Source organism: Oribacterium sinus (assembly GCF_963537195.1).
Lineage (GTDB): Bacteria > Bacillota > Clostridia > Lachnospirales > Lachnospiraceae > Oribacterium > Oribacterium sinus_A.
Map to the genome: position 1 here is coordinate 1 of NZ_CAUTEG010000024.1, position 12,324 is coordinate 12,324.

Annotated in this window: 11 protein-coding genes and 3 tRNA genes; 12 read left to right on the plus strand and 2 right to left on the minus strand. The window is 41.4% G+C overall.

The window, feature by feature from the left end; genetic code table 11:
* The 9 genes from RYL27_RS04445 to RYL27_RS04485 all read left to right on the plus strand — a co-directional run.
* Positions 1 to 637, plus strand: a 637-nt coding sequence (locus RYL27_RS04445) for a hypothetical protein (protein ID WP_314965522.1), incomplete at its 5' end; no start/stop codon positions are given.
* A 146-nt stretch (positions 638 to 783) separates the two neighbouring features.
* Positions 784 to 866 (plus strand) — tRNA-Leu (locus RYL27_RS04450).
* Between the two features lie 371 nt (positions 867 to 1,237).
* Positions 1,238 to 2,002 carry an SDR family NAD(P)-dependent oxidoreductase gene (locus tag RYL27_RS04455; RefSeq protein ID WP_314965524.1) on the plus strand — a complete coding sequence of 255 codons (765 nt, stop codon included), beginning with the start codon at positions 1,238 to 1,240 and terminating at the stop codon, positions 2,000 to 2,002.
* 3 nt (positions 2,003 to 2,005) lie between these two features.
* Positions 2,006 to 3,028, plus strand: a complete 1,023-nt coding sequence (locus RYL27_RS04460) for an RluA family pseudouridine synthase (RefSeq protein WP_314965526.1) — start codon at positions 2,006 to 2,008, stop codon at positions 3,026 to 3,028.
* A 262-nt stretch (positions 3,029 to 3,290) separates the two neighbouring features.
* Positions 3,291 to 4,928 carry a YifB family Mg chelatase-like AAA ATPase gene (locus tag RYL27_RS04465; protein WP_314965527.1) on the plus strand — a complete coding sequence of 546 codons (1,638 nt, stop codon included), beginning with the start codon at positions 3,291 to 3,293 and terminating at the stop codon, positions 4,926 to 4,928.
* Between the two features lie 73 nt (positions 4,929 to 5,001).
* Positions 5,002 to 5,979: a DNA-processing protein DprA gene (dprA, locus tag RYL27_RS04470; RefSeq protein ID WP_314965529.1), complete on the plus strand. Its 978-nt coding sequence runs from the start codon at positions 5,002 to 5,004 to the stop codon at positions 5,977 to 5,979.
* 399 nt (positions 5,980 to 6,378) lie between these two features.
* Complete coding sequence (gene topA / locus RYL27_RS04475) at positions 6,379 to 8,388, plus strand: type I DNA topoisomerase (RefSeq protein WP_314965531.1); 2,010 nt, start codon at positions 6,379 to 6,381, stop codon at positions 8,386 to 8,388.
* Between the two features lie 58 nt (positions 8,389 to 8,446).
* A tRNA-Leu gene (locus tag RYL27_RS04480) sits at positions 8,447 to 8,529 on the plus strand.
* A gap of 239 nt (positions 8,530 to 8,768) precedes the next feature.
* Positions 8,769 to 9,182 (plus strand): hypothetical protein, encoded by a 414-nt coding sequence (locus RYL27_RS04485; RefSeq protein ID WP_314965533.1) that lies wholly within the window; start codon positions 8,769 to 8,771, stop codon positions 9,180 to 9,182.
* A gap of 102 nt (positions 9,183 to 9,284) precedes the next feature.
* On the opposite strand, the gene RYL27_RS04490 is transcribed toward RYL27_RS04485, so the two are convergent.
* Together RYL27_RS04490 and RYL27_RS04495 are read right to left on the minus strand one after the other, a co-directional pair.
* Positions 9,285 to 9,370, minus strand: a tRNA-Ser gene (locus RYL27_RS04490).
* A gap of 145 nt (positions 9,371 to 9,515) precedes the next feature.
* A complete protein-coding gene (locus RYL27_RS04495; protein ID WP_314965535.1) occupies positions 9,516 to 10,013 on the minus strand; it encodes a COG2426 family protein in 498 nt (165 codons plus the stop codon).
* 202 nt (positions 10,014 to 10,215) lie between these two features.
* On the opposite strand from RYL27_RS04495, the gene RYL27_RS04500 reads away from it, so the two are divergent.
* Genes RYL27_RS04500 through RYL27_RS04510 form a run of 3 tightly spaced genes read left to right on the plus strand, consistent with a single transcriptional unit; the run spans position 10,216 to position 12,313 of the window.
* Positions 10,216 to 10,371 (plus strand): hypothetical protein, encoded by a 156-nt coding sequence (locus RYL27_RS04500; protein ID WP_007156354.1) that lies wholly within the window; start codon positions 10,216 to 10,218, stop codon positions 10,369 to 10,371.
* A complete protein-coding gene (locus RYL27_RS04505) occupies positions 10,368 to 11,669 on the plus strand; it encodes a tetratricopeptide repeat protein (RefSeq protein WP_314330035.1) in 1,302 nt (433 codons plus the stop codon). Before RYL27_RS04500 ends, RYL27_RS04505 begins: the two co-directional genes overlap by 4 nt.
* Positions 11,669 to 12,313: a hypothetical protein gene (locus RYL27_RS04510; RefSeq protein WP_314965537.1), complete on the plus strand. Its 645-nt coding sequence runs from the start codon at positions 11,669 to 11,671 to the stop codon at positions 12,311 to 12,313. Before RYL27_RS04505 ends, RYL27_RS04510 begins: the two co-directional genes overlap by 1 nt.
* Positions 12,314 to 12,324 lie beyond the last annotated feature (11 nt).

A 12,324-nucleotide genomic window follows, 5' to 3' on the forward strand; every position in this document is an offset into this window, starting at 1 on the left:
TGCTAAAACAGAAGCAAAGGACAATTCTAAAGAACATGGAAAGGATGCTTCTAAGGAAGAGTCCAAGTCCATAAAGGAACAAAAGCCGGAAAAGCAAGAGAAGGTGGAAACAAAGGAGAAAAGCGGAAAGTCTGATAAAGTGGTAAAGGAAAAGAAATCCGCCAGAAAAACAGGAACAAAAGCCTCTCAAGAAAAACATGTTGAAAAGTCTGCTGAGGATTCTGCTAAAGCTTCGACGAAAGAAGAGAAAAAGCAGAACCAGACTCCGGAAAAGAAAGCAAAGGTTAAGGATGCGGATAAGTCTGTAGAAAGTAAAACCGATCTCAAAACTACAAAAGAAAAGCCGCTAAGGAAGTCTGTAAAGGCTAAGACAGGAGAAGAAAAGTCGGAAACAAAGTCTACCCGGGCGAAGACTGCGGAAAAAACCGATAAAACTAAGGCGGGAGAGAAGACAAATACGACTAAGGAAGAAAAAACGGCAAAAACAAAGACCGGTGCGAGAACTTCCAACGATAAAACTGCTGAAAAATCTGTAAAAGCTAAGGCTGATGCAAAGAAAACAGAATCAGTAAGTGCAGAAAAGCCCGGTCGGAGAGGAAGAAAGAAAAAGGAAGAAACAAAGGAGACTGACAAGTAGTCTGATTTGTAGAAAAGCTAAAAGCAAAGCACTTATTTGCCGGAATAAAACAGATACATACTTTTCTTTTCCGCAAAAAACTTTTCGTTTCTACAAGAAAAAAACTTGCACAGTAGAGGAAATTGTGATAGAATTTCCTCTGTTGCGCGGGAGTGCTGGAATGGCAGACAGGCAAGACTAAGGATCTTGTGTCCGATAGGACGTGTGGGTTCAAGTCCCATCTCCCGCAGGAATTGAGAAACCTGGGAATTAAGCCTATAACGGCTTGAAACCTGGGTTTTTTATTGCTTTTCAGTAATATAATTTTACCGAAAAAGAAGCGATTTTACCCATTTTACAGCTAATGTATCCTACAATTATTCCACGGAACTGCCCATGAAACTGCCTATAGAACTGTTCATGAAATTATGGGTATAGTTCGACAATTCGGAAAATAGATTGAGATTATACTTTGAGTAAGCTATACTTAATTCAGTATTCAAGGAAGAGTACCGTTGTTTCGGTGACAAAAATCTTCTTTGGGCTTCCTCTGCGTAGGCTTTACTAATATAACAGGCCCAAGGAAGTGTAGCATATTTCATAGAATCTAGGATGGATGGGATGAAAATAGCAATAATTACAGGGGCGAGTTCGGGAATAGGAAAAGAGATTTGTTTTGCATTGCAGGATCGTATTCCGGCAATACAGGAATTTTGGCTTTTTTCCAGAAGGAAAGAAAGTCTGCAAGAGGTGGAGGAGCAACTATTCAGGCCGGTTCGTCTTTTTTCATGGGATTTAACAAAAGAAGAATGTTTTCAAAAATATGAGGACTTACTGAGAAAGGAAAATCCGGAAATTCTTTTTCTGGTCAATGCGGCCGGCTTCGGAAAGCTGGGGAGAGTGACGGAAATACCCGTTGAGGAACAGCTGAAGATGCTGGATTTAAATGTAAAGGCTTTAACGGCATTTACTTTGAAGTCTCTGGAGTATATGGGTTCCAGTTCCCGGATTATTCAAATGGCTTCCGCCGCAGCTTTTTTACCCCAGGCTGAATTTTCCGTTTATGCAGCTACAAAGTCTTATGTATACTCATTTTCTTTGTCTTTAAGAGAAGAGTTACGGAATACAGGCGTTGGACTGACCGTGGTTTGTCCGGGACCTGTGGATACTCCCTTCTTTACGGTGGCAGGGGGTGGAGGGAAAATGCAGAAAATCAAGCAGCTCTTTATGGCAAAGCCTAAGAAGGTGGCAAAGCTTGCGGTGATGGATGCAGTACTAAACAGACCTCTTTCTATTTACGGTTTACCGATGAAGGGATTTTATCTACTTTGCCAGATTTGTCCGGATATGCTTTTGATTCCTGTGGTTCGTAAATTTTATAGGTAAGTTATGCGAGAAATTCTGATATCACAAAATGAAAAGGAACAAAAGCTTTTAAAGCTTTTACAAAAATATTTTAAAGGACAGGCAGATTCCTTTCTGTATAAGATGCTCCGTAAGAAGAATATTCTTTTAAATGGAAAAAAAGCCGACGGTAAGGAGATTTTACAGCTGGGAGATACCGTTCAGCTTTATTTCAGTGAAGAGAGCCTGGGCAAGCTGCTTCAGGAGCGGGAGAGTACAGAAAAGGAGCTTTGGACGCAGAAGTGGCAGAGCGCTATTCTTTATGAGGATAATCATTGTATTTTATTCAATAAACCGGTAGGACTTCTTTCTGAAAATGACGGAAGTTCTTCTTTTTCTGTAAATTCCCTGCTTTTATCCTATATACGAACAAAGGGAGAGCTCAGTAAGGAACAGGAGAAAAGCTTTCGTCCGGGGATTGCCAATCGCTTGGATAGAAATACATCGGGAATCATCATTTTTGGAAAAAGCTTGGGGGGATTGCAGGCATTTGCCAAGCTTCTACAAAGCCATGATTTAGAGAAAAAATATTATGCCCTGGTGTATGGAGATTTTCAAAAAACAGGACTGCAGGAGCATTTTCTGGAAAAAGATAGGGGGCGGAACAAGGCCTTAGAAAGTGAAAGAGGGAAAAGAGTCAAGAGTGCGTTTGAGAAGCTGGCTTGCGTGGAAAGCAGTGAGGGTCCCCTTTCTCTTCTTTCGGTACAGATTTTTACCGGAAAAACCCATCAGATTCGCACCCAGCTATCCCTTCTTTCTCATCCTATTGTGGGAGATGATAAGTATGGAGATACAAGGAAAAATGCGAAATTAAGAAAAATATTTCCCTTATCTTATCAGCTTTTGCATGCCTATTCTTTGGCATTTCCCAAAATGCCGGAAAGTAGCGTACTATTTTCTCTTTCCGAAAAGCGTTTTTTTGCTCCCTTGCCCAAGGAATATTTGGAAATTTTAAAATCCCTTCATTTGGATTCCTATCTTATTGACAAGACTAAGGGGAAGGACTAAGATGAGCTAAAGAGCTTGTCTTAGTATCTTTACATATCTTTTTTCGCTTAGTAGTTTGAGCAGTCTTTGTTTTTCTATATTTTCTATACTTTCTATATTTTCTATATTGACTTAACTGCTTATAGCCCCTTTATTGCCTTAACTTCTTTAACTTCCCATGTTACTTTTATTTCTATAAGTTCCCATATTACTTTTATTTCTTTGCGTTCTGTATTCTATTTATTTCTTTTATTTCATCAAGATTTCTGTATGAGGTATTTTTATGCTATCAAAAATCTATTCTGCGGCGATTCACGGTTTAACGGCTTATGTGGTTTCTGTGCAGGTGGATGAGAGTAATGGGCTTCCCCGTTCTCAGACCCTGGGAAATGTTTCCGCTTCCGTTAAAGAGGCTATCGAGCGTGTAAGTATTGTACTGAAAAATTTAGGTCTGGAGCTTCCCCCGAAGAAAATCACCATTAATTTGCAGCCTGCGGATTTGCGAAAAAGCGGCAGTTCATTTGATTTGCCTATTTTTATGGGAACCCTGCTGGCGCTTTACCCCAAGTCTCATTTTCTTTATGAAAACTATGGTTTTTTGGGAGAGCTGGGATTAGACGGAGAAATCCAACACGTTCCGGGCGTTCTTCCTATGGTATTGGCTTTGGAAGAAGCAGGGCTAAAGGGCGTATTTGTTCCGAAAGACAATGAGCCGGAGGCAAGAAACAGTGAAAAGCTGGAGGTGATTGCCTGTTCTCATATTACAGAGATTTTGGAACTGTGCAAAATCTCCTACGGAAAAAGAGAGGAAGAAGCAAAGAGTAGGCAGCCTTCTTTAGGAGGGAAAAAGGAATCGGAAGAGTCTTTTCAGGAAAATAAGAAATCCGTCTTTTTTCAAGATTCCGGAAAAAGTATTGCTGGCTATGGGAATGGAAATGAAGAAGAGCAAAATTTGGATTTTCAGGACGTTTTAGGGCAAAGCTATGGCGTTAGAGCTGCTCTGATTGCGGCGGCAGGGCACCATGCTCTCCTATTTTCCGGCCCTGCAGGAACCGGGAAGACGATGATTGCCAAAAGAATTCCCGGAATTTTACCGAAGATGAGTAAACAGGAAAAATTGGATTTAACGAAAATCTATTCTATTGCGTCCTGCCTTCCTTCCAAAGAAGGATTAATTGAAAAACGCCCCTTTAGAGCCCCACATTCTGCTGTCAGTCAAAATACTCTTCTTGGAGGAATGTCCTCCGGAAGACTGATTCCCGGAGAACTGGCTCTTGCAGGGAAGGGAGTCCTCTTTTTAGATGAACTGCCTTTATTTAAGAAGGAAAGCATTGAAGCCTTACGGGGGCCAATGGAGGAAAAACGAGTTACTTTGCATCGTCTTCAACAATTTTTTTCCTATCCGGTGGATTGTCTTTTTGTAGCGGCGATGAACCCCTGCCCCTGCGGATATTTTCCGGATAGAAATCGCTGCCATTGTACACCTGGGCAAATCCGTGCCTATCAAAGAGGGATATCCAAACCGATTTTGGAAAGAATGGATTTATGCGTATCCTTACCGGCAATCTCCTTGGAGGAAGCGTTTACAAAGGAAAAAGGGATTTCTACGAAGTGCTTAAGAGAACAGGTGGAAAAAGCAAGGAAAATGCAGGAAAGCCGATTCTCCTCAGAGGAAACACTACGGTGGAATGGGGATATGCATGTAAATGAGGTGAATAAATACTGTCTTTTAGGAAGTGAAGAAAGGGAATATATGGAAAGTATCTTCCAGCTTAAAAATTTGTCTATGAGAACCTATCATAAAATCTTAAAGCTTGCTCGAACCATTGCGGATTTAGAGGAAGAGGAGGACATTACGATCAATCATCTGGCGGAGGCAGTTTCCTATAGGGGACTGGAGGAAGAGCTGTTTGCTTTATAGAAAAAGCCTGAATCGGAGAGAGAAAAGTGTAGAAAAGAAAAGCTTGGAAAAGAAGAGTATGGAAGAAAAAAACATGAAAGAGAAAAACATAGAAAAGAAAAATATAGAAAAGAAAAATATAGAAAAGAAAAGCATGGGAGAGAAAAGTCCTAAAGAAAGTAGCCTAGCACAGGGGGTAAAAGAACTGTTACCCTTTCAGCAGGATTTCCCGAAAAGATTAAAAGAAATTCCAAATAGTCCCGACTGCCTTTATCTAAAAGGCGTGCTACCGAAAGAGGAAGAGCGTACCGTGGGGATTATAGGGGCAAGAGACGGCACGGAATATGGAAAGGATATTGCCAGATCCATTGCCAAAACCTTGGCAAAAAAGGGAATTGGAATTGTCAGCGGTATGGCCTACGGTATTGATTCAGCGGCCCATGAAGGCGCTTTGGAAGGGAAGGGCAGAACCTATGCGGTTTTAGGCTGCGGGGTGGATATTTGCTACCCAAGCTGTAACTTTCGACTTTATGAAAGCATAGAAAAGCAGGGAGGAATTCTTAGCGAATATTCTTTGCATTCGCCTCCGTTGCCGCACCATTTTGTGGAAAGAAACCGTCTGATTTCAGGGCTCTCCGATGTGCTCCTGGTGGTGGAGGCAAAGGAAAAATCCGGTACCTTTATTACCGTGGATCGTGCCTTGGAACAGGGGAAGCAGGTCTTTGCGGTTCCGGGAAGAATCGTAGATCGTCTCTCTCAGGGATGTAACAGACTTATTCGAGACGGTGCTGCGGTATGTACCTCCGCCGGGGATATTTTATCTTACTTTTCTTTGGAAGCGGAAAAAGAAGAAGACAGGGATAATGAAATCAAAAATTTTCCTAAGGAAAAGCAGGAGATTTATCATGCCTTAGGTTTTGAAAGCAAACATTTTCAAAAGCTGCAGGAGGAAGTAAAGTTGCCCCTTTATCTTATGCATCGTTATCTTATTGAACTGGAAGTGGAAGGCTACTGCGAGTGTTTGCAAGCCGCATATTATAGAAGAAAAAACAGAAGCGGATACTTCTTTTAGAAAACTTATTTTTCTTTAAAAAATAGAATAATTTATAGTATAAATTCGCTATACTTTCCAAGCAGATGAAAAATTTCTTAGGAAGTAAATCTCTTTTTATTTCTTGCGCTTTTCTTATAAAAGTATCAAATTCTACCGATAAAGCTCTGAAATAGCTAAATTTCATGGAATCCGACTTGCTTTTTTTTTAGGATTCGTTTATAGTGTCCACGAATTTTTAGGAAAGCAGCTTTGCGTTATTTTTTAATAATAAATTTTATCTTTAATAGCTTTTAAACATGAAGTAAGAGTGCTTTGTCTTACTCAAATAGAAAGGCAAGGCCGCTTATTCATGCTATAGATAAAGGAAGTGTTCTTTCGCTTTACAGCAAGTTATACCGGAACAGGAAAGGATAAGGAATGGCAAATAATCTCATTATTGTGGAGTCACCCGCCAAGGTAAAAACCATCAGTAAGTTTTTAGGAAAGTCCTATACCATTGATGCAACTATGGGACATTTAATTGATATGCCCAAAAGTTCCCTTGGAGTCGATGTGGAAAATGACTATGAGCCAAAGTACATTACCATCCGTGGAAAAGGGGAATTGCTGAGCAAGTTGAAAAAGGAAGCCAAAAAGGCGGATAAAATTTATCTGGCAACTGACCCTGACCGTGAAGGAGAGGCAATCAGCTGGCATTTGCAAAGAGAGCTGAATAAGGATGAGAAAAATGCAGCGAAAATCTCCCGCATAAGCTTTAACGAAATCACCAAGAATGCAGTGCAGAATGCCATTAAGAACCCCAGAGAAATCGATATGGATTTGGTGAATGCTCAGCAGGCAAGAAGAGTCATGGACCGCTTGGTAGGTTATACCATCAGTCCCTTGTTATGGCAGAAGATTCGTAAGGGCTTATCTGCCGGAAGAGTGCAGTCCGTTGCTTTAAAGATGATTTGCGATAGAGAGGCGGAGATTAATGCCTTTGAACCGGAAGAGTATTGGAGCCTTAGTGCCACCTTTTCTGTAGGAAAGAAGGAGGTAGAGGCGGTATTTTACGGAAAGGACAAAAAGCTTCCTTTGTCTAAGGAAGAGGATGTTCTTTCTGTTATTTCCGAAATTGGAAAAGAAAAGCTAAAGCTTATCGAGAAAAAGAAGGGGGAAAGAAGAAAGAAGGCGCCCCTTCCCTTTACCACATCTACTTTACAGCAGGAAGCGGCAAAGCTTCTTTCCTTCCCTACCCAAAAGACTATGCGTATTGCCCAGTCCTTGTATGAGGGCGTGAATGTAAAGGGAAGAGGAGTGGTTGGTTTAATTACCTACCTTCGTACGGACTCCACCAGAATCTCTGAAGAAGCCCATGCTGCGGTGCTGGAAAAAATCGGACAGGAGTACGGTCCCGAGTACTGCCAGAAGACGCAGACTGAAGATAAGAAGGAAGGGAAGATTCAGGATGCTCATGAGGCTATCCGTCCCAGCTATCTGGAGATTACCCCCTTCGAGGCAAAGGAAAGCCTTGGAAAGGATGAGTACCGTTTATATCAGTTGATTTATAAGCGCTTTGTGGCTTCCAGGATGGAAGCGGCTGTTTATGAAACGGAAACGGTGAAATTTCAGGCTAAGGACTACATTTTTACCTTAAACGGTAGCCGTCTGCGTTTCGACGGATTTCTCGCCGTATATATGTCTGAAGAAGATAAGGCGGAGAAAAATGTCACTCTCCCTGAGATGAAGGAGGGAGACTCCTTTAAGGTGGAAAAATGGAATAAGGAGCAGCATTTTACCCAGGCGCCGCCTCATTATACCGAGGCTTCTTTGGTAAAGGCCTTGGAAGAGGGTGGGATTGGAAGACCATCTACCTACGCACCTACCATTGGAACCCTTCTTTTGCGTCGTTATATTACCAAAGAGAAGAAGAACATTTTCGTTACCGAATTGGGAAATGCGGTAAATGAAATGATGTCCAAGAATTTTCCTACCATCGTAGACAAGGGCTTTACAGCCAATCTTGAGTCTTTACTGGACTCTGTCAGTGTGGGACAGACTTCCTGGAAAACCATTGTGGAAAACTTCTACCCGGATCTTTCCCAGGCTGTAGAAAAGGCTAAAGAAGAGGTGGAGAAGGTCAAGATCAACGAGGAAGAAACGGATGTAGTCTGTGACAAGTGCGGTAGAAAGATGGTCATTAAGTATGGCCCTCACGGAAAATTCCTGGCTTGTCCCGGCTTTCCGGACTGTAAAAATACCAAGCCTTACGTGGAATACGCCGGTTTCCTTTGTCCAACCTGCGGTGCGGAGTGCGTAAAGAAGAGAAGTAAAAAGGGACGAATCTTCTATTCTTGTTCTCGTTATCCGGAGTGCGACTATATGACCTGGCAGAAGCCAAAGGATGCAGTAACCGGAGAGAAAAAAGAAGGGGAGATTATGGCGTAAAGTTAAGAAATTCTTTTTCTTGACGAAAAAAAACGATGGTGATATACTACTTTCGTTTGCAGAAGTGGCGGAATGGCAGACGCGCACGGTTCAGGTCCGTGTGAGGTAACACTCATGTGGGTTCAACTCCCATCTTCTGCAGGAAAGATAAGACTTGGAACAAGGGCTACCTTCTTCTAAGTCTTTTTTTGTACAATGTTTACTTGTGAAATATAGTAATCAGCTTATAGCGGCGATGTCAGATGAAAAGGGTGCAATCTAAATTTTACAAAAAGACTTCTAAGGATTTATAATTTAAATGCAATCACTTGTCTCAAGAAATGGTAAATAAAAGATTTATATTAAAACCAATACACATTATCTAAAGAGGAGTTTGTAACATGCTGAAGATTTCCAATTTTGAGCTTATGGCAATATTCTATATGATGGTTCTGCTGGTAATAGTTATTATATCTGCCATTATTGCTTTTAAGAATTGGTCGAAACGAGAACGGAAATATGATGTTTTCATGATTGAGAATAATGAATTGACGGTTCTGTCGGGAATACCGGTAAGATATCGCCTTAGTGATATCGAAATGGTTGTGTTTTCAAAGACAGTAAGTCGCGGAAATTATGGGGGAAGTATGAGAATATTGAAAAAGGGAGGTCTCCTGGGACGTATTTTTTTGTTCGATGCAAGTGCCTACCATAAAAAATTTGTTTTCAGCAGTACATGCGAAGAGATAGATTTTATTACGGAAGATTTGATGAAACAACTTAGAGAACACGGTATTAAGTGCATAAAGAAATAGTAATAAGGATGGAAAGAAAAAAGAAAGGGAAAAGTATGTATAGATAATAAAAAAATCGGAATTTATGCGGTTTATCGCGTAAATCCCGACTTTTTTCTTTAGCGCAGAGGGTGGGGTTCGAACCCACGTGCCCTTGCGGACAAACGGTTTTCAAGACCGCCTCGTTATGACCACTTCGATACCTCTGCAATGGAACCTCTGGATTATATAACTATTGTGAATTTATGTCAATCCTTAAAAATATATTATAAAAGCTACATAAAAATATATTATAAAAGCTACATGCAAATTTATTATACAATCGGAAATACTCAGTTTTTCGTAGATATCTTTCTACACCAGCTTGCCCAACAAGCCGTAGCTAAGTAAGGACATAATCCCTGCTGCAAGGCATACTCCGATACCGATGGCTAAGAAGGCTTTTTTTCTATTCATCTTTAAAAGACTGGCTACCATAGCCCCTGTCCAAGCTCCGGTTCCGGGAAGGGGAATTCCTACAAAAAGAACCAGACCCCAGAAGTCCACTTTATCAATGGAGTCCTTATGCTTATCTACCTTTTTTCTAAACCAGGATGCCAAAGGTCTTGTGATGGAAGACTTCTCCATCAGCTCAACAATCTTGGCAAAGAAGAAAAGGACAAAGGGGATGGGGAGGATATTTCCGATTAAACAATATAGCAAGCCTTGTATATAATTTACCTTCAGTAAGGAGGCGGCGATCAAACCGCCACGCAGTTCAATAACGGGCATCATGGATAAAAAGAAGACCATCATTTCCCGAGAAAGAAATTTTTCAAAATGTGCAGTAAAAAATGTAATAAAACTTTCCATAATTCCCTTTTCTCTAAACTTGAATGCCATTTTGACTTATGTTAGAATTTCATGCAAAGGCATTTTCCCATTGAAACTGTTTGGGATTCTATAAAAGAAGTATAGGGGAGTCAATGCTTTTCACAAAAACTGCACATTTGCAAAGTAAAGTGCAAACTGTTCTTTTTTAAAAATTGAGCAGTTTTAAAAATAAAGGAGTGCAATGATTAATTTCGAGGATGAGATAAAAAGGTTTAAACCCAGCTTGGATGTGGATCAGTTAGAGGATGCCATTCTCAAGGTGGACCTTACCGATATGAATGATTTGATGACACAGCTTATGGAAGAGGCTTTAAAGAAGGGGAATGATCCGTCATGAAATATGATATTACCCTGGAACGGATAGCCAACTGTTATTATAACCTGGGACTGGAAAGAGCCAGACTTCGGGACTTAAGCGGTGCCGCAGAGCTGCTGAAGAAAGCCTTGCATTTTGATAAGTACCAAAGGGAAGCAAGAAATCTGTTGGGGCTTATTTTTTTTGAGATGGGAGAAGTGGCGGATGCCCTGGTGCAATGGGTCATCAGCATGAATCTTTTGCCGGAGGATAATCCGGCGGATTATTTTTTGGAGCAGATTCAAAGAAAGCCGGCGATTTTACGCATTTGCTCTGATAATGTAAAGCGCTATAATCAAGCCTTGGACTATGCCCAACATAACAACGAAGACTTAGCGGTTTTTCAGTTGAATCAGGTTATCGGAGACAGTCCGAACTATGTGAAGGCTCATATCTTACTTTCTCTTCTTTACATGAGAAGAAGTGAGTGGGTAAAGGCAGGAAAGAGTCTTTATCTGGTGCTGAAGATTGACAGAAACAATCCAAAGGCTCTCGTTCTTATGGACTATGTGAAGAAGAAGACCGGAAGAGCGGAGGTGGAGCAAAGCCGCCTTAGGAATGTTTTTTCCCATAGGAAAATGATGGATGATGATGTGATGATGCCCCAGGAGGTTAAGCAGATTTCCCCCTGGGCTGTTTCTGCCCTGCTCCTTCTGGGCGTGGTGATTGCCCTTTTTGTTTTTTATCTTTTGATGCTTCCGGCAGGAATCAGAAGAGCCAATAGCAAAAACAATCAGGAAATGATATCCTATACGGAAAAGCTGGATGCTGCGAATCAGAAGATGGGGGATTTGTCTGCGGCCAATGCCAGTCTGCAAAAAGAGTATGATGAAATGAAGGAAAAGCTGGATCGCTATGAGAACCAAAATGCTTCCTTTATGGCGCAATATCAGAGCCTTGTAGGTATTAACAATGCTCTTTCCACAGGGGATTTGACACAGGCGGCTCAGTTGTATACTGCATTGGATCAAAGCGCCATTACGGATGAAAGTCTGGTCTCCATGCTATCTTCCATTAAGTCCCAGATGGAGGGAAGTGTGTACCTTCGTTTGCAGGAATTGGGCAGTACAGCATGGAATGCAGGCCGTCTGGAGGAAGCTTTACAGGATTATACCTGGAGTGTAAAGATTCGAAGAGAAGCGGAGAATTTATTCCTGCTGGCAAGAATACAGCAAACCATGGGCAATACCACGGAGGCGAATCAGAACTTTGACTCGGTGGTAGGGGAATTCCCAAGTTCGCCTTATGCGGAAAGGGCCAGACAGGCAAGGGGATATTGATGTTGGATCAGAGGAAAATCATAGCCATGGTGCAGGTCGCCATGCTGGAAAAGGAAATAGGGCAGGAGGCTCTGGATACGGCCAAGTACTACAGGGAAGATTATATTTCCAATCGGGTACTGCGGGGAATCCTTCAATATACAGGAATCTTCTTCCTGCTTTTGCTTGCCTATTTTCTTATGGAAATAGAAAACATTCTCCAAAAGCTGGATTTTCAATATATGATGGATCTGGGAAAGAGAATTTCCCTTCTCTATTTCCTGGGCATGGTTTGTACCATTGTGCTTATTTCCATTGTGTCCTATTATTCCTATGAAAGAGCCTATGAAGACAGTTTACTTTATCGTGAACGCTTAGAGGATCTGCTTCTTTTGTCTACAGCAAAGAGAACGGAAAAGCTTAGAAAAAAGGAGGAGAAAGACACTATCGTTCAAAAAGCCAGAGAAGAGGCTCAGGAAGTAGTACTGCAAATGAAGAAAGAGGGAGCTAAACTGGATTTAGCGCCGCTTTATACAAGATCGGAAAGATTAGCTAAGCTTAGAAGGCTGAAGGACGGAGGAAAAGCTGTTCAGAAAAATGCTGCTCCCAAACAAAAGGGAGAAGAAGAGTGGCTGGATGATGAGGCGGATTGGTTGGACGAGTAAGATAGGGAGAG

Coding starts and splice junctions, on each gene's coding strand:
- RYL27_RS04455 (WP_314965524.1), top strand. CDS start 1,238: ATGAAAATAGCAATAATTACAGGGGCGAGTTCGGGAATAGGAAAAGAG.
- topA (WP_314965531.1), top strand. CDS start 6,379: ATGGCAAATAATCTCATTATTGTGGAGTCACCCGCCAAGGTAAAAACC.
- RYL27_RS04495 (WP_314965535.1), bottom strand. CDS start 10,013: ATGGAAAGTTTTATTACATTTTTTACTGCACATTTTGAAAAATTTCTT.
- RYL27_RS04485 (WP_314965533.1), top strand. CDS start 8,769: ATGCTGAAGATTTCCAATTTTGAGCTTATGGCAATATTCTATATGATG.
- RYL27_RS04465 (WP_314965527.1), top strand. CDS start 3,291: ATGCTATCAAAAATCTATTCTGCGGCGATTCACGGTTTAACGGCTTAT.
- RYL27_RS04510 (WP_314965537.1), top strand. CDS start 11,669: ATGTTGGATCAGAGGAAAATCATAGCCATGGTGCAGGTCGCCATGCTG.
- RYL27_RS04500 (WP_007156354.1), top strand. CDS start 10,216: ATGATTAATTTCGAGGATGAGATAAAAAGGTTTAAACCCAGCTTGGAT.
- RYL27_RS04505 (WP_314330035.1), top strand. CDS start 10,368: ATGAAATATGATATTACCCTGGAACGGATAGCCAACTGTTATTATAAC.
- dprA (WP_314965529.1), top strand. CDS start 5,002: ATGAAAGAGAAAAACATAGAAAAGAAAAATATAGAAAAGAAAAATATA.
- RYL27_RS04460 (WP_314965526.1), top strand. CDS start 2,006: ATGCGAGAAATTCTGATATCACAAAATGAAAAGGAACAAAAGCTTTTA.